General features: G+C 58.3%; 11 protein-coding genes. 4 read left to right on the forward strand and 7 right to left on the reverse strand.

The features are described 5' to 3' along the window. The first annotated feature begins 127 nt into the window (after window positions 1-127). Window positions 128-1309, forward strand: coding sequence for a T6SS phospholipase effector Tle1-like catalytic domain-containing protein (locus tag NKH59_RS22300; protein ID WP_353023057.1), 1182 nt, complete (start codon window positions 128-130; stop codon window positions 1307-1309). Window positions 1310-1320: 11 nt separating this feature from the next. On the opposite strand, the gene NKH59_RS22305 is transcribed toward NKH59_RS22300, so the two are convergent. The 5 genes from NKH59_RS22305 to NKH59_RS22325 form a co-directional block, all read right to left on the reverse strand. Beyond that, window positions 1321-2391 carry an HNH endonuclease family protein gene (locus NKH59_RS22305; protein ID WP_353023059.1) on the reverse strand — a complete coding sequence of 357 codons (1071 nt, stop codon included), beginning with the start codon at window positions 2389-2391 and terminating at the stop codon, window positions 1321-1323. Then, the gene (locus NKH59_RS22310) at window positions 2388-4616 is read right to left on the reverse strand and encodes an AAA family ATPase (protein WP_353023061.1); all 2229 of its coding nucleotides are present in this window, start codon (window positions 4614-4616) and stop codon (window positions 2388-2390) included. Before NKH59_RS22310 ends, NKH59_RS22305 begins: the two co-directional genes overlap by 4 nt. 681 nt (window positions 4617-5297) lie before the next feature. Further along, complete coding sequence (locus NKH59_RS22315) at window positions 5298-6317, reverse strand: glycosyltransferase family 47 protein (RefSeq protein WP_353023063.1); 1020 nt, start codon at window positions 6315-6317, stop codon at window positions 5298-5300. A gap of 250 nt (window positions 6318-6567) precedes the next feature. Continuing rightward, the gene (locus NKH59_RS22320) at window positions 6568-8124 is read right to left on the reverse strand and encodes an argonaute/piwi family protein (protein WP_353023065.1); all 1557 of its coding nucleotides are present in this window, start codon (window positions 8122-8124) and stop codon (window positions 6568-6570) included. Further along, a complete protein-coding gene (locus tag NKH59_RS22325; RefSeq protein ID WP_353023067.1) occupies window positions 8121-10055 on the reverse strand; it encodes a toll/interleukin-1 receptor domain-containing protein in 1935 nt (644 codons plus the stop codon). The genes NKH59_RS22320 and NKH59_RS22325 overlap by 4 nt, the downstream gene beginning before the upstream one ends. Window positions 10056-10275: 220 nt before the next feature. On the opposite strand from NKH59_RS22325, the gene thyX reads away from it, so the two are divergent. The 3 genes from thyX to NKH59_RS22340 all read left to right on the forward strand — a co-directional run bounded on the left by thyX (window position 10276) and on the right by NKH59_RS22340 (window position 14620). Then, complete coding sequence (thyX, locus tag NKH59_RS22330) at window positions 10276-11214, forward strand: FAD-dependent thymidylate synthase (RefSeq protein ID WP_023699069.1); 939 nt, start codon at window positions 10276-10278, stop codon at window positions 11212-11214. A 329-nt stretch (window positions 11215-11543) separates the two neighbouring features. After that, entirely contained in the window at window positions 11544-12383 is an 840-nt protein-coding gene (locus NKH59_RS22335; RefSeq protein WP_244846076.1) for a hypothetical protein, read from the forward strand. Further along, entirely contained in the window at window positions 12383-14620 is a 2238-nt protein-coding gene (locus tag NKH59_RS22340) for a hypothetical protein (RefSeq protein ID WP_353023070.1), read from the forward strand. The genes NKH59_RS22335 and NKH59_RS22340 overlap by 1 nt, the downstream gene beginning before the upstream one ends. Window positions 14621-14643: 23 nt before the next feature. Here the strand turns inward: NKH59_RS22340 and NKH59_RS22345 are convergent, their stop codons facing one another. Next, complete coding sequence (locus NKH59_RS22345; RefSeq protein ID WP_353023072.1) at window positions 14644-15990, reverse strand: ComEC/Rec2 family competence protein; 1347 nt, start codon at window positions 15988-15990, stop codon at window positions 14644-14646. Further along, window positions 15972-17885, reverse strand: a complete 1914-nt coding sequence (locus NKH59_RS22350; protein WP_353023074.1) for a gluzincin family metallopeptidase — start codon at window positions 17883-17885, stop codon at window positions 15972-15974. Before NKH59_RS22350 ends, NKH59_RS22345 begins: the two co-directional genes overlap by 19 nt. Window positions 17886-17926 lie beyond the last annotated feature (41 nt).

Below are 17926 nucleotides of genomic sequence, written 5' to 3' on the forward strand. Positions count from 1 at the left end.
AGTTGATAGCGCTGCTGATTTGAAGTGATCTCAGATTCAACTAACAATGGGATTCCGACCGGATAGAGCGGGGCAAAGAACGGGAATAAGTTTCGTTGGCACAATTGGACAGTGAACGGAAATCCTCATGCCACAGCCGCCGCGCAAGCGAATAGCAATGTTTCTCGATGGGACTTGGAACACAGTCGCGGACAATACGAATGTGTGGCGACTCCATGCGCTCTGCGCAAAGACGAGCGCCGATGGGTTGGAACAGGTTCTTTACTACGACCAAGGTGTTGGCACGCGGCTGGGTGAGCGGTTCCGGGGTGGAATCTTCGGCTACGGTCTCGACCGCAACATCATGTCGGCGTATCGATGGTTGGTCGAAACCTATTCCCCCGGGGACGAGATTTTTGTCTTTGGCTTCAGCCGCGGCGCCTTCACAGCACGGTCGTTGGTGGGCTTGGTTGCCCGATGTGGTCTGCTTCAGCCCGGCGCTCCACTTTCCCTTGAAGAGGTCTTTGAACGCTATCGACGGGCTTTGACCCTGCGTCCGCTGTATAGACTCGAATTTGAACAGCGCGAGCTGCGGCGGCGCGAAAAGCGTGGCGGCACCGCAATGGAGGATCCGCCGATCTACCCGCTGTCGCGCGAGGAAGCCTCCCTCTTGGCCTATTGCAAGCGCGTGCCGATCAAGATGGTTGGGGTGTTTGATACGGTCGGAGCGCTGGGCGTGCCCTTCGGAACCTCGCACTGGTTTCACAACACTCATCTCTCGACGATCTACAAAAACAGCTATCAGGCACTCGGCATCGACGAGCATCGCGCTGCGTTCGCGCCGACGCTGTGGACCCGCTTCACGCCTGATCCGCCCGATGCATCTGCTCGACGGTCGAAACGCAGCGCAAATATCACCGAGCAGCGCTGGTTCGTTGGTGCTCATGCCAATGTTGGAGGCGGCTATCCCTCCAACAAACTATCGCAGTTGCCGCTCGCCTGGATGGTCGAGAAAGCGGAAAGTCACGGTCTCACTTTCCGCTATCCCGTGATCGTCGACGGGGATTCTCACCGGGATCAGATCGTCGATTCGTATAGCCAGTTCATGTACGGTCTTTATTCGAAAGTGACGAACCGCCATCATCGCATTATCGGTGCACCCCGGCGCACTGTGACGAAGGGGTACTCTGACAACGTCAACGAAAGCATCGACCCTTCCGTATTTGCCCGCTGGCGAGAGGACCGCCACTACCGGCCGCCGGGACTCGTTGACTGGGCCGAACTTCGTAAGCATGATCCAGCCCAGCTGACCGCAGTTACCCCCGCATGAGGTGCGGTTGGTTAGGTCTTGCCCGGAGTGGCTTCGGAGACCCCTGCTTTATCCAATAGAAAATTGACAAGCTGTTCGTCGAACCTTGCGTCGCGGCGCAGCTGCTGGATGGCGGTCGCACGCTCCAACAATGCTTGCCGGTTGCCGACGCTTTGGTTCGCCTTCCATGCTTCGAGCGCGGTGAAGTATGGTTCCAGAAGCGATCGGACCTCGACGAAGGCCGCCATCATCGCAGCAGTCATCGCGTGGTAAGGCGCTTCGCCATCGACAAACGTGTGAAGATTGGTTTCCGCATCCGTCAGCTGCGCTGCCATGACCGGATCGTGTGGATAGACTCGCCTATTCCGATCCGCACGAAGCACCGCCTCCATCGCTCCTTTCGTCCGCAGCGCCCATTCGCGGCGCACCCCCACAAGAGCGTCCCGCGCCAAGCCGCAAACATCGATTGTGGACCTTCCTCGACCGGCAGCCCTTTCTTCTGCGGTGAGTGCAGGCTGGAGAAATCCGTCGGCGAAGAATTGCAGGTGCAGATGGGGCTGATCCTCACAGGGGTTGAGCAGCATCGGACGCTCCAGGGCAACCGCGGCCGGCGTGGTGGCGTATGAGGTTCCAGGCAGGATCGGGAAGCGATTGGCCTTGCCCGACTTGCTCTTTACAATCTTTCCGTCCCTCGACCGATGATGCTGCTTTCGCTCGCGATTGCAGTCGATGCACGACGGTAGAAGGTTGCCCCAGCTGGCTGCAAGCCAATAATAGCCGGGCTTTTTAAGAACGCCGTGCTCGTCGATATACCCGCCCTTCGGACGATAGTGTTCCACTTCCATCTGCGCGAGATGGGGGTAGTTACTCTCGCAGTATGCGCATCGTGTCCCGAACAGAGCCCGCAACGCATCTCTGACAGGCTCCTCCTTGTAAACGGAGAACGCCGGCGGCTTGGTCGGCTTTGGTGGCAGGGGATTTTTCTGTGGTGCTATCCCGCCGAAGAACCAGAGCGCATGTTCGAGTTCGGTCAACCCGTTTGAACCGATCTTGTTCAGTGCCGCGCACGCCACCACGGCTTGGTCTCGAACGACCGGGATCACGCTGCTCCCTCCACCCTAACCAGTGCCTCGCTCCATATCGACGAAAGCTCGGCATCAAGCGACTGTTCGCGTTCGGCGAGCTCAATCGGGTCGGGCGACTCAATGCGGCGCGCGAGAAATCGGTCGATGGCCTCCAGCATGCGGCGCTCACGTTCGTTCACGCCAAGCTTCTGCTTTTGATTGATATCGTTGCGCAGTGTTTCCATTCGTTGGCGGTCATCGAGGCTCAGGTCGTCCTCCCGGAGAAGCGCGTAATACTCGTCGAAAAGTGATTGGAGCGAGGGATCGAGGGTGCTTTGCAGACCAAAGTGCTCGGACATCAGGATCTGGTCCACCCGCATTCCGTCGATCGCCGGCAAGTCGGCGCGCATATGGATTCCACCGCGTGGCCCGCGTTGCAGAACGGCAACTTCACCATGGTGCAGCCCCCGCAGACATAGGGGCTCGTGCGTGGTCGCTATGACCTGCATCCCAGGCAGGATGCTCCGTACGCTCTCGACAAAGCGGAGCTTCCAGGAGGGATGGAGATGGTTCCCCACCTCATCGATCAGGACCAGGCCTTGCGCCAGGTCCGGAGTCTTCCAAGCCGGCAAGACGACTGACAGGATGTCGGCGATGAGCGCGATCACCGTCTGATAACCGTCGCAGAGCCTGGGTAGCGGGATAAGGGCGCCCCTTTCGATTATCCCGACTTCTCCATCCTGGCGGACAAGCTCGCGTTCGACGTCGACTGTCAGGGCCTTCTTGATCGCACCAGCGGCGTAGTCGAAAGCTTCAGCCGGTGCCGTGAGAAGCCATTGCTGGGCATCAACCAGTGGGATGAAGGGATCGAATAGGTTCTCGACGCGAGCATAGTTCGTGCCTTGAACCTCGGAATTCGGTTTGCGCGGCAGCAAGCGCGTCGATCCGTAGGCGAGCAGCATGAGCTGCGCCTCTCTTCCCGTCGCGGTGATCGTTCCGTCGGCTTGAATGCGTAGGGTTCGCGGCTCGGTGGCACCTGTCAGTCTGATACTGACTTCCCCAAAGTCTGCCCCGTTCCTCACCATCCTGGGAACATCTAGGTGCAAGGCATCGACGAGTTTCCCTCGATAGCGCTCTCCGACGAGTGCAAGAGCAATAGAGTGCAGGACCGTGCTTTTGCCGGTCGCGTTTTCGCCCAAGAGCATTAGCCAAGGCGCGCGTTCACTCCCGTCGACCACGTTGAGGTCGAGGTTAGCGATAGCGCGCAAATTCTTGATCCGGACAGACTCGATCAGACGGTCTCGCGTGCTGACATAGGCCGCGACGGTTTGCTCGGTCTCGGCTTCAAGCGAATAGCTCTCTTGATCAGCCTGGAATTTGTTGAGCGCGGTTTGCGCGGCGCGTTCGTCACCTGAGGTGAACGCCTTGACCGAGGCCGCGAGGGGATCATTTGCGAAGGCCAGAGCAACCATGCCGTTCGGCTTCGCCGCTATCGCCTGACTGACGAGTTGCCGGCACATGCTCGCATAAGCGGCCTCGGGCGACATCATCTCCTTCAGGCGATTGACGATCTCGGTGTTGATCTGAGGCCCATCAGGACTCCCCTCTGAAAGCGACAGCACTTCGAGCTGACTGAGGACAGCGCGAGCGGTCTGCTGCCGGGCTTTGACCAACTCGGCACGGTTCAGTGAGAGAATTTCAATCGTCGTTAGCCCACGCGGGTCGTTGCACGAAACTGTGCCGTTCGACGAGAAGAGGAGGATATTCTCAACATCGTCGACGCATGGGTCCAGCAGGAGTGGGCATTCTTTGAGAAGCTTAGATGCCGAGGCGAGCACGGGGGCCCGGTCCTTTTCGTCCTCGAGCGGGAATCTCCCGCCCTTGGCTCGACTGCACATCGAGCAGGAAAGGTAGAGGTTGGTCCACTCGTTCGTCAGCCACCAATAGTGCAGCGGGAGGTACGTGCTGCCTGCGTCGAGCACCCCGCCCTTTGGCCGGAAATTGTCGACATCGCCATAGCCGATCGCCGCAATCTGCGACTCGCAATACGCGCACTTCCCGTTGAACAGTTTTGCGAGAGCATCCCTTACGGTCTTGTGGCGGTACAGTTTGAATTCGAAGCGCGAGTGTTGCCGCTTCTTGTCGAACTCGCTGTAAAACGCGCTTGCCTTTTGAAATTCTTCGTCCGCCGCGCCGCCTCTTCCGCGCCGCAGTACTTCAGGGAAAGGAACGCTGTCTCGATCAACTTTGATCACGGTCTTCATCCCCTAAGGCTCGCCTGCAAGGCAGTGAACACTGCCGAAAGCGCGATGTCCAATACTACAGGCGATTCTGAAGCCAGGATCGATACCGGAACCCACCTTTCGTCTTGCTTGCCCTCGCGGTGCAACGGAACCGGTCCAAGTGAGTTGGCGGATCCTGCCAATCTAAGCGGCACTCAAAGAGAGAGAGAGAGAGAGAGAGAGAGAGAGAGAGAGAGGGGAAACCAAAGATGAAGTTTTCTCCGCCCCCGCAAATTCCGCCTTAGCGCGCAATTGGCAATTAATCCAAGATAACCGCTGTCGCCGTTCTTCGTCGACTACCACACGCTTGACCTCATCAAGGTCCATCGCTGCGGCAGGCGACAGGCGTGCCACCTTGGCCCAATGATAGAATTCGCGTCTATTGCCGTGTAAGCGCCCTCGTCGCGCGGCGTCGCGCTTCGTAGTAGGCGTTTTTTTCTTCAGCCACGAGCAGCCGCCGCGCGTCGTCTTGCCAACGTCGACGTAAATTCTTGCGGTATGCCAGCCACCGTCGAATGACCTCAAACATCGTGCTGATGAGACCTCATACACAACGTCAGGGATGGCAGCCCGAAGGGTGAAGACCTCAGGGCTTCAGCTTTGCCAACAGCCCGGCCCGACGGGCGACGCAACATCCCATCCTCTCGCTTCACCCGACGCATCTCACTCGGAATGCTCCTGGTCCGATCGCGCCCGCTCCACAGCTCGCCTGTTTCGCTCACTTTCCTTGATCCACTCCGGCGACTTGGTCAGGTTGTCGAGATCCGCGATCGCAGGTTCAATGAGAGTCTGCGGCACACCATCGTCGTTGAATGTGCGTTGCATATAACTCCCCACACGCGGAGAGCCGTAGAGCAAGCGGGACGATCTTCGCAGATAGTCGATTGCGCCTGTGTGCTTGGTCACAAAGCTAACCAGCATGGAGTGCAGCTTTTTCTGATTGGAATTCAGACGACGGCGATCAAGAAATGTTCTCGGCATCACTAGAAGGTGGTCATCCCCATTTGCGAACGGCGTCGCAAGCGCAAAGTCCCTGACAATCTCCCTATCCAGGACCTTGATCACAGGTTTGAACCTGTGGGATTCCTGCAGTTTCTGAAATTCGGCGCAGATCAGGCCGCCTGAGTAAGGCACGGCAAAGAACGTTATGTTCGCGCGCTCATCGAACCCGCGACGCCGCTGCCCCAGCTCTACGAGGGCGGGCCAGAGAGTGGATGCCGCGTTGTGCAACGCGGTGAACGAAAAGTGCGGTGACCTGTCTCGCGTCATCACCCGCCGATGAAAGTGTCCCGTGGCGCCGACCACATCGTTCGTCTGCAGGAGCCATACACCCCAACGCCAAAACACAAAGGTGTTGGTCGCACCGTTCAAGAAGGCCTCACCGCCGACTTCCATTTTCGCTGCGCTCATATGGTACGCGCTGACACCGATCGCGGCTTCGCCAACCTCCTCACTTTGGTGCACGACCATCTCGAAAATAGCTTCAGGCATGCGCCGCTGAAGTTCGTCATGGACCTCATGCGCGCGTTGGACGACGTGCTGCCAAGAGACGATATCCTGTCCGTACCCCTCATACGCCAGCAATAGGATGTTCTGCGGCAGCCCGGCGATACTCGCCCGCGAAGCGAGGAACTCGTTCAGCCGCATGCTGAATTCAGGATGGTTCCCTTCAAACATAGTCAACGCACGGGCTCCGAACGATTTTAAGCTGCACGCTAATACACATGTCAGTCGCTTTGTCATCTCAGCGAAAATCCCGGGCCTTCACTTTGATCTCGTCGATGTGTCCGCAAGGATCGACGAGATCCCGGGGACGCCCCTCTCAAGTCGGCGGTAAAATCAGTTGGAAACAGCGGGAAAAGGTTGGAGACAAGTTGGCCAGGCGTTGACGGAAGGTCATCAGGCCAGCGTGTCCGTGCCCTGAGAGCGTCGGTCAAACGTAAAATTTGAACTGCTGTTTCCCCTCTCCCTTGGCCGAGCCCATTGTGAGAACATCGCCCACCATGCGCGCGAAGCGAACGGTGACCGGCAGTCCGTCGTTGAAGTTGCAAGAATTGTAGTTGATCTTTGTGAGGCCCATTATGTCGGCCAAGACTGTCCGAATGTTGGGCTTTGCTCGCTTGCTGCGCATGAGGGTTATGTGCAACGGATTCGGAGTTTCAGGCCCAATATAAGTGTCGAGCTGAGGGACATACCCAGTCGTCCAAAGATAGGCCGTCTGCTCGTCGAGCAGCAGCGCCGTTCCACGCAACACCGGATAGTCACCGTCCCTGAAAAGTTTCGTCTCGCCGGAGGTGGTTCTAATCCTTACCCCGACGACGTTCGTCTCCTTCGGGGAGGCGTCGACGAATGCATTCCATTCCTCGTCGTTGAAAAACGTCTGGCCATGGATGAAGAGCTCTTTCGGAGGCTCGCCATGCATTGAGCGGTATGTGTTGAGCACGACCTCCAGGAGATTCGTCGCTGCCTCCGCCTTGAGATGATACTCGTACTCCCCGGTCTTCCACGGACCGTTCGCTCCTCGGAAGACGATACCGTCTCCTTCGTTCAGAAACATCTGCGCCGCGCAGCAAGCGTGTCCGTTGGGATCGTTCGGCAAATTCTTGTAGACCATGCCGATGTAACAGACGCCCGGCCGAACGCCGGCCAGCCGCCACGGAGGCCGCGGTTGCGTCTTGTAATAGAGGCCGGTCGCCAGGTTCCATGCGACCGTCGCCGCATCCTGTGTCCGCCGAATTGGGTAGTTGGCGCTGTTCAGGAAGGCTCCGGGCGCGAGTGTCGTCTCCCTGACCAGCTGCGTCGGGGCGATGTTCAGAAACTCCGCCTTGATCCTGCGATGGAAGTCGGGGACATCATCGAAAATCTCCTCAACGGTTTGGTCGATGACGCCAGCCGAAGCCAATAGTGGCAGATTCGATCTCGCCTTTTGCCTCTTCGCGAAATCGCCTTTCTCCATTGGGAGGCCAGTTCGCTTGGAGCCGGGTCGGCAGCGCTCGTAGACAATTTCGGGCAGAACCAGCACCCACACGTCTATGGACTGCTCTTCGTTCCGCAGATGCTTCTTCACTCGATCTATGTAAAGCCGCGCAACCTTCTCAACCGCCTCGTTGAGGTTCCATACTCGGCTTACCCGATCTATGTCATGCAACGGAATTGAGAGAAATGAGCATTTGTCCGGATCGTACGAGATCCCGAATGCTGCCTCGAGCCCAGGAAAGTTGGCGAGGTGCAGCCTGTCCTTCTTTTCGCCTTTCCCCGGAGGGGGAACCTGAACAACATCATTCAGCTTGTGGCTCCAGGTCCGAAAATGGACGATGCCTTCATTGGTCCCGACGACGCCGACACTGATTTCACGCGTCTTTTTTGCTCGGGCGTGGGGGCCATAGAGGAACAGGCCATCCTTTGGATGCGGGCTGCGTTGCGAGAACGCGAACTCGAGGTCGGGCTCATCGAAATGCTCGATCAGAAGTGATTTTTCCGGGAACTTCATCCTTCGAGTTCCTCCTCGCTCTCAGGTCGCCCCAACGTGCTTAGGTCTGTCTCTTCATCATCTGGATCCAGCACGTCTGGCAGAGCCGTGCTGACCGGCGACGAGAACAGAATCGGCGACGCTTCGAGCAAGATCGACTGCGCCGCGGAAAGCTCGAGGCGTATGTAGGCCGAATCGGGTGAAAGCAGCTCGAGGAACGCCAGCATCCGCCCATACCACTGCTTGTTGCGCCATCCGCTGCAGATGGATCGGCGCAAGCGGTGCAGCTTCTTCTTGTCATCAATCGCGACCCCTGCCGGCGTTCCGTTGTCGACCGAAAACAGCACGCGGGATTTCAACTTGAAGTGCCAGAAAGGCCAGAAGGATGGCAGAGCCGTAACGCCATACTCCCATATATGCTTCTTGGCCGAATTCCGGAGCGCCGAAGATCGTCGCTCGCCCTGCCTGCCCCACGGTATCCGTTGCCCTGTCGCGGCCAGCGCGGCGGAGGCGTGAAAGCCCGTTCCGTTGGAATACTCATACTCGACAAGCCCGCGAGCTCTGCAGAACGAATACCAGGCGCGCTTGAACATCGTGACTATGAGATTTGAAGCAACCTGCCGCTCCACCTCGAGTTTGGAAGAACCCTTTTCGATGAACTCTAGAAGCGGAATCTCGTGTTTCAGCCGAAACCTCCCGACGGATTGGAAAGCCGCGTCAATTTCCGCCTGATCGGCAAATGAGAGTATTCCTGAGCCGAGGGGTGCCGACGGGTAGGCGAAGCCGGCGATCGCTTTTTCCAGAAATCTTTGATCGGTCGCCCCGGAACTCTCGAAAAAGCGGATGACATCGGGAGCCTCAACGATGCGAAGCCAGTTCGACCTCAGACGTTCCGGCTCCCTGACCAAAGGGACCGCGCCGCGCCTGCGAAATGTCTCCCAATTCGGATCGATGATGGCGTCGTCGAGCTTGCGAGGGACCTTCTGCCTTTGCAGTGCCGCGAGGAGCGACGTCAGTCCGTCGCCCCAGCCGCGGACGAAGTCGACCGCAACGGCGTCTCCGATGCCCTTGACCTTCCGCGCGGGTCCGAGTCGAAGCGGGATTATGAAACGGCCATCCTTGAGCTCGCGCGCCATCTCTAACGCGATATCGATATCCTCCTGAACATGTGGGTCGGCGAGTGTGATCTCGCGGCTGATGAGAAGCACTTTCGCAGCTCGATACTGCAGGGCGAGGTTGATTTCTCGGCGCCACCGATCTCCGGGTTGAAGCGTCAGGATATCCGCGAACACCCGGTATCCCTCCGCCTCGAGCTTCGGGGCAAGCCAGAGCGTGAATTCGTCGTCTACGGGTGAGGATTTTATCAAGAAGATGACATCCCGTTCCGCCTTCGGCGAAGCTGGCTGCGTTTCCTCGCCGACGGAGGCGGCGGGTGGAAGCAGCCTAGCGAGCGCGGGAGGAACTGATCCGACTTGCGTGATCGCCTTGGCAACGGCGCCAGTAATGACGCTCTCCAAAACGCCGGTGCTGTGCGCCCAGAGCCCTTGATGCGCGACTTCGATGTCCTGGTATTTGCGCAGCAACGCGTTCAAGTCGTCAGCGCCGAGGATGTCGCCCGGCGTCTTTAGCGCGGGACCAATCGCCAGCGCGAGCGCACTCTTGTTTCCTGGTGTGAGCGCCACCGACGTGACGAGAATGTAGCGCTTCGGATCGAGCAATTCGATGCTGGCGCGCTCGGCCGACATCTTGGACTTCAGCTTCGAGAAACCCGATCGGGCATAGTGCTTTGCCTGCAGCACAACTGTCCCATCCGCCGAAACATGCCGTCCGTCCATCGCATCGTCGGGACCCGCGGGAAAGGTTTCCAAGCGCAGCCCTATTTCCCGACCGACGAGATCACTTGCCAGTCTTTCAAAATCGGTGGGTGACAAGCTTGAGAAGTCATAGTTCATACACGCAGCTTGGGAGCTTTGCGCATCGGCAGTCAAGCAAGCCGGCACACGTAACGGCGGCATTTGGGGCTTAACAACAACAAGTTTGTTGCTAGGCTGATATTGGAGGCCGTAACTCTGCGGCAATTGGTTTTTCACACCGATTGAGCAAGGGTGCTTCTAAGCGCGCAACGGTCGGGGTAGAGGGCTACTTCGGTCGCGCCGTGATCAAGGATCAGGAATGAGCAATATCTCCAACGAACAATCGCTCGAGATCGTACGAGCCCGCGAGGCGGTCGTTCCAACGCGGCGACCGGTGGCGGCGGGGCTGGAGGAAATTCTCTTTGAAGTCCTCCCCGTGCTTGATCACGGGTTTGTCAGGGTGGTCGATTATATGGGAGACGACAGCGCCATCGTGCAGGCTGCCCGCGTTTCGTACGGTCGAGGCACGAAGCAGGTGTCCGAGGACAGCAATCTCATCAACTATCTTCTGCGTCATTGGCATACGACGCCGTTCGAAATGGCCGAGATCAAGCTGCACGTGAAGATGCCGATCTTCGTTGCCCGGCAGTGGATCAGGCATCGCATGGCAAACGTGAATGAGTATTCGGCGCGGTACTCCATCCTCGACCGCGAGTTTTATGTTCCGGCTACCGAGCAGCTTGCCGCGCAATCGGTTCAAAACCGGCAAGGACGGGGTGAAGTGGTCGGTGCCGAAGAAGCCAAACATGTGCTTCGTATTCTGACCGAGGATGCGGAACGGAACTACGATCATTACCTCGACTTGCTCAACCACGACGAAGACGGCAAACGCCTGGATGAGGGTCGTCAAGGGTTGGCGCGGGAGCTAGCGCGCATGAACCTTACCTTGAATTTTTACACGCAGTGGTATTGGAAGACCGATCTCCATAACCTCATGAATTTTCTGCGGCTGCGCGCCGATCCCCATGCGCAATATGAAATCCGCGCCTATGCGGAGGTGATATTGGACGTGATGCGAAAGTGGGTTCCGCTGACTTATGAAGCGTTCCGGGAACACCGGTTGGAGGCCGCCACGTTTTCGGGTCAGGCGATGCGCGCTTTGCTCAGGATGCTCGCCGGGGAGACGGTCACGCATTCGGACACGTCGATGACGAAACGCGAATGGGATGAGTTTCGGGCTAAACTCGGTCTGACTTAATGGGCGGAAACCTGGACCAGGATGTTCTTAGCCGCCGCGCGGCCTATGGCGAGTGTGAGCAGGCACTCGAGGGCTTTGCGCGCCGGGCAAGCGTTCTCACGGTTCCGAACAAGTGGCCCTTTGAAGCTCGGCCAGGTGGCGCGGCAGCTGGCGCTCAACTCGCAGTCAGCTGGGCTCGATCCAACAATCCAGCGACCCTTCAGCTAGCCTCCGACGAAGCGCCTGAGGACGCCGCGAGGTCGTTGCTTCACCGGACATACGGTCTTGTAGCGACCGTCTTCGCGGATCGCATCATCGGCCGCGATGGGCGTCGGGACGTAACGGCTGGCATGCTGAAACTCGCTGTCGCGCGCCTGCGCGAACTCTACAGCGGCGACCTCGACCGGATGATTCATGGCGGGGTGATCGCATTGCTGTCGGTGGATCATATCGAGCTGGATGGTCCGAACCCCCTCCTGTACCAGCCAGTGTCGGGTGCAGTGCGCGGCGACCTTCAAGGCGTAGTGAATCGCGCGTTGGGAAGACTGGTCAATCGCCAGCGTCTGCGCCTCGAGGAGGTCGAGACCGATGTCATCGCCGGTCTGCTCAAGGAGCTGTTTTCGAACACGCATGTTCATGCCCGGACAGATCTCAACGGCGCCTTCTATCGGCGCTCTGCAAGAGGCATTCTCTTCGCCTTAAGGCCAGTCGACACTCCCCATGATAGTCACGCTGGGGGGCTCAAGGTTTTGCGCGAATACTACGCCAGTATAGCCGATGCGTCGGCACGGCCACGCGTCGAGTTTCTGGAGATATCTGTTTTTGACAGCGGTCCAGGCTTGGCGGCCAGAGCGCTCGGCAAGCCGGTAGAACAGGCGATGCCCATCAATCAAGAGTATGATCTCGTTCGTGGATGCTTCCTGAAAAACTTCACGACGCAGAGCGACCCAAGTCATGGCCTCGGGTTGCCACGTGTAGTGCAGGCTCTGAAGGCGTGCGGGGGCTTCATGAGGTTGCGGACGGGCCGACTGTCGCTTTGCAAGTGGTTCCCGCCTCGAACGCAGAACGTGCAGTTCTCGCCTGATGATACTCGGTTCATCGATGCCGGCGGAGACGACGAAATCAAGAGCTACGCGCCCGTCACGGGAGCTTCGTTTTCGATCCTGATACCAATGGGATTGGGAAGCTGATGAGCTCGTTCTTCCACTACCGTTGGCAGAAAAACGGCGTCGGCAACGCCTTGGTTCTCGTCACAACACTCCCGTTTTTCAGCATCCAGGATCTGATACGGATCGTCGATGAAGACAGGCTCGGTGGACGTCCCTATCCCGACAGCCTGATTATTGTCGTGCCAAGCGATGCCGCCGCCACGGCACGAACGAGCGTGAAGAGATCAATCGAAGCCGGTACTGCGCTGCGCTTGGCCAATGCACTCGTACCAGTCGTCATTGTGTCATTCGACGCCCAAGGTAGAATGAAAACAGGTGCAAGCTCGACGCTGCAAGGTTCAATAATACTTGCAAAGGAGGACTTTCGCTCGCTTCGAGCTGCCGGAATTCGCCACTTGGCAGAGACGCGTGAAGCTGTGCTCGTTGCGCCTTCTGGACATCATTTCATCCACCCGCGCAGAAGGCACTCGGCCGCTTTCTTTCGGGCTGCAAACATGCTCATCCAGGGTGAGGAGATCGGCTTTTTATCGTTGGTACTCCTTCCCCATCTCCACGATAGCATCAAGAAGGTCTGGGTCGACTCCTCATCGATTTCGGTTCTGGTGTTTGCAGCGTATTCTCTCAAGAGCCGACTTCGCCGCGACTTTATCACCCCGCGTGTGACGAGTTTCTCGTCATACGAAGGACTTGAAAAACTGAGCATCCAAGATCCGGACAGCGAGCTGGTCGTGATATCTGCCACCGCAACGGGCTCGTTGCCAAAGCAGGTGTTCGAGCAGACGAAGCTTCCGCCCCAGCGCGTGGTGACGCTATTTTCTACCGCTCATCAAGTGCCGGGCACCGTTGTTTTCGACGCGCGCGGTGAGATCCAAGGCCTTGATCCTTTGTCGATGGAGGTTTTCGAGCAGGAGCGGTGCCCTTGGTGCAGGAATGGCTCGCGAACGATCACCTTCGTCGGCGACCAGTTTCTTGCCGACGCTGCGACGGTCACGCCATACATGCTGGTTCATACCGATGCGCCAGCTCGGTTGCGCGATGTGATGAGGAAGTATCGGGGCAAGCGTGCCTTTGCCCTGCGGCGCAACCCCGATGGCGACCTTCATCGGCTGTTCGTCGACCTTGATCACACGCTCCTTAGTGACGGCGGGAAAAGCGCGATTGAGATTGTCGTCCGACGACACGCTCCAGCCTCGACGAGCCATGTTTTGGCGCTTCGCGGGAGGGAAAGTATCGCGCTCGCAGAGCGCGTTGCAGACGAGATCGAAGGTCTTGGCCTGCGCCGCCCGCATGTCATGCACGGTACTCACCTCGACAAAGGAAAAGAGGATCGTAGAGGCGTGGTCGTCGTTGCAGCAAGCGTTGGATCCGGTCAGTCCTTTCAGGACGCAAGCCGCGACCTCCGCGATAGATTCAAGAGCCTCCCAAGGACGTTCTTGGCGGGACTGCGAAAGTACAGTGCGGCCGAGCACCAAGTGACCTTGTTGCGCGACCTCGAGCACAACAATCAGTCGCCCAAACACACAATGTGTTTTGTCGACGACATGATGTTGCCTCACCCAAACCAGTTCACCGCTTGGAGCCGAGAACTGCGATTCTGGAACAACGCGCTCCTGCCGCTAAGGATGATAGATCCCGAGGATGCCGCCATTGCGGCCATCGAGAGTCGCATAGCCACTATATCGACAGATATCGGTGGAGATGACCTTTTCCTAAAAACAAGTTCCGACGATGCGCTCAAGCTCCGGCAGGGTTTCGCATTCTGGGCCGGGGACTACGAGAAAGAGGATATCACCCAAGGCGATATCTTTTCGACGATCGCGGCGATTCTTGAGAACTGTCGGAAGGTGCCGAAGCCGAAGCAGACGTCGGCGTCGCTGTCTCAATCGCCGTTCCATCTCAACGTGCTGTCGAGCGAAAATTTTACCCGCTACAACGACGGGATCATCCAGGCGGCTCTGTTGCGCGCTTCGTTCCCTCACGAGCTCAATTTTGCTGATGTGCAAACCGAAAAGCACAGCGCGAAGATGGCCAACCTGATCGTCAAGATGCTCGCCCAGCACGGGGAAAGCCAAGGTGAAGCGTGTCTCGAATTCCTCCTGGCACTGGCGACAAAGCGGTTGGCGCTCGCCGAGGGGGATATAAGACGGATTGCGGCGGCTCCACGCGAGGGCCTCCCTAGTCTCTTTTCGATCGCACTTGCCTACGCGGTTGGTGAGGCAACAGAGATTCCCGATGATCCTTTGGGGCCGCCGGCTTAGGTGCGCTGTGAAGCACGTTGACCTTAGGTGAAAATCACATCCACGAATCCCTTCGATTCTCGAATGCGTTCGAAATCGGTTCTGAGCGGCTGGGCCAGGCCGAGCCATTCTCGTTCATATGCGTCGAAGTCCGCCGGATCCTTGGGTTTAAACCCCTTCAGGTCGGACGCATAAATCCTCGCACCTTCGACGCGGCGTGCGATTTCGGTCATGAGAAGGCCGCGCGGGATCGTCCGGTACTTGCCGCGCTCCGTGGAAACGACGGCTTTTGCGGTGGCTTGCTCGCCCGCTCGCGGCAGCGGGAGGATCGCGTCCAGGATGGACACCGCCTCCGATGCCTTTCCTGTTCCCATATCCCACGGCGTGCTGTTTTCACTGCCGTGATGACCGATCTTCAGGAAATCGACGGGCTTGTTCAGGAGCTTATCCGGACGCTGCCACATGACGTTCCACGAGCCGTTCATCTTGCCTTCCTTGAAGGCGCCGTGCCATTCGGCATCGCCGACGAACAGCAAGCGCTTCTTCTTCCATTCAATCAGCAGGACGACGCTGGAGTTGTTCTTAAGCGTGCCGTCCAATTCCGCGAATGCGAGGGCCTGCGACTGCATTCTCGCCCGCAGCGCTCGGAATGACGCCGGGCCGACGTTCCTGGGCACGGGCAGCTTGTCGGCTTTTTCCGATTTTGCGGTGGAGATGAGCTCCCCTTCCGCGTCAAAGGTAGCCGAGCCAAGCACTCCCTTCAATGCACGCTGAGCTGGCGCACCAAGGTAATAGCGATCGAAGTCCGCCTCCGGGGCCAGAACGTGTATCTTGGCCTTATGCAGTGCGAGGCCGTATTTCTCGTTCGTGTCTCCGGCACTGACGTAGGTTGGGTCTCGCCCCTTCAGCAGCGTCTTTCGCAGGGTGTTCATCGCACCTTTATTGTCGATCTGAAAAACCGACAGCAGCTCGTCCATGCGCGGACTGAGCTTCAGTCCTGAGGCCGCGACACGGCGCATGGCTTTCTCAGCCACACCCCGTATTTTGCGTGTCTTTCCAGCCTGCGGGTGCTTCGGATTCATCGCGCAGTTCATCCAGACCGCGCCCACCTCGATGTTCTCGAACAGTGCCGGATCGAATCCCGCAATGTGATCTTTGTGTTCGTGCGTCACAACAACGAGGTCGAGCCGCTTCTTGCCACCGTCGCTTGTCGGCAATTCACTTTCCAGCTGCTTGATGGCGGCCTTGAGCAGCTTTCCTTCGCTCCAAGTTCCGCAATCGATCAGCAGATGGAAGGCGTCTTCAACTTTTGCACTCTTGCCCGGTATCCGAACATAGATGCAATCGCCCAAGCCGACATCGTAGACCCGGATCAGGAGCTCGTTTGCCATCTCAGCGCTCCAAACTCGGTTTCATGGTCATCGTGAATATGAAAGTGGGGTGAGAGCTCGAATCGGACCGATCCATCGACTTCTCGCGCGATCAGAGGCGGTGTCAGCCCGCCGACCAAGCCTTCCGGACCGGCCAGTTCCTCGCCGACCATGCCTTCGCCGACACGGCGCGCCAGAACATTTAGGTATTCCAACCGCCGCCGCTCGCCGGCCTCCATTTCGTCGAGTGCGGCGACTTCCGTCCCGAAAAGATCCTTGCGTCTTTTCCGCTTTCGCATCGCTGCCGCCGCCGTTGCCGACGGTTCGCTTCCCGGCTTCCGCGTCCAATACAGCAGACTTCCATTTACATCGAAAACGAGGGTGCCGCCACACAGGAGGCTCGTCGTCTTCCCGTTGAATCGGCCGAATTTCCGGCCTTCCAGAACGAGTTCCTCGCGCCAGAGATATTGAAGGATGATCTGCTTGGGTTGGAACAGGCCCATGCCTACCATTTTCTGGGCCGTGAAGACCTCGTCGACGATGATGTCGACATGGTCTGGGATGAAGAGCTTGTCGCGATTGTCGTCGAGATATCGATACGCCTCGGCGCGCGAACTGCCTATGCGCTCGGCGTCGTGCGCAATAGTTCCCGGCATCCGCTCATAGAGAGGCCCACGTGCGAGGAGCGTGGCGGCTTCCTCCGCAGTCAGGATTTCTCGGCGGACGAAGACGCTGGCGATCATGTCCCGATACTCGTTTTGATCAATCGGGTCAGCAATTGCGAGATTACGCAGAACTGCGCGTGCGTAGTCGTTGAACGTCACCTCGACGGGAGGCAGGAAGTCCAAAGCCTGAATGGCGATGACCTGCATGCGAGCGACGGCGAAACTTAGCGATTGGGCTGGGCTGTGCGTCTTGCCGTCGGTGCGTTCTCGTTTGAGATATTGCTCGGTCAACGCGACGAAGATGTCGAACATCGCCGCGGTCATGACTTCCGACAGAGCATGCGGTTCGACCACGTCCTTGTATTCGCCGAGCGTGTGTTCGTTGGCGGCGCTGCGAAGATACGGCTGTCCAGACACCGCCTCACCGAACTCTGCCGCTACGGCGGCAAGCAGATCGCTGCCCGACTTGGACCTGAGATCGCCCTGCGTCCTGGTAGCCAGCTCCCTTCGGAATGAATTGTTGCGAAGGGTCATCAAGATCGCGGTGAGGTCGCCCAGAAACTCGTGGAAGGCACCGGTCTGGGGCGAAATAGCCTCTAGGTAGTATGGCCGTATGCCATCCAGCAGAGCGTGACCAAATTCGTGGTTGACGATGTCGCTCGACAGGCAGGTATGAATGCGCTGACCGGCCTCGTCATCGAAGTAATAGAACTGGAGGGACTTGCTCTCACGGTCATAATAAGCATTCGCACCGTAACCAGCGTTCGGTGTGACGAGCAGGCGATTGCCCTCGAATGCCCAGGAGATGCGTCGCCCAAGCCCACTCGGACTCTCGAAGAAGTCGAGCGTGTTCTGAAGGATGGCCCAGGTGCTCACCTGACGAAAGTGCGTCGTTTCCCTGACGGACTTGTCTACCCTACGGCCGTCCGGCGTGGAGAAGGCCTTCTGGCGCGGGTTCCAGACCGCCGGGTCCTCAAGCTTGTTGGCGGTGCTGTCGTAGTCGACGATCGCAAACCGGGCACTGGTCGGTCCGTCGCCGATGCGCGGCTCCCAGGGCACATAGAACTCGCTGTCGATTTCCAAACCCGGGTTTTGCTTTGCTACCAGCGGATCCTTGAAGTACGTGTCAAAGCGCGCCTTCAGTCCGAGCGTCCTTTGCGTGCCGCCATCCAGAAATCGACGCGCTGAGTAGACATCGCGCGCCTCAGCCGGTGACAGAACGCCCTTCTCGGAACCGCGACCGCTTGGCATAGCCCTTCTAGCCACTCCTACACCCGTTTCATCACTAGACC

The organism is Mesorhizobium sp. M0998 (assembly GCF_040318885.1).
Classification (GTDB): domain Bacteria; phylum Pseudomonadota; class Alphaproteobacteria; order Rhizobiales; family Rhizobiaceae; genus Mesorhizobium.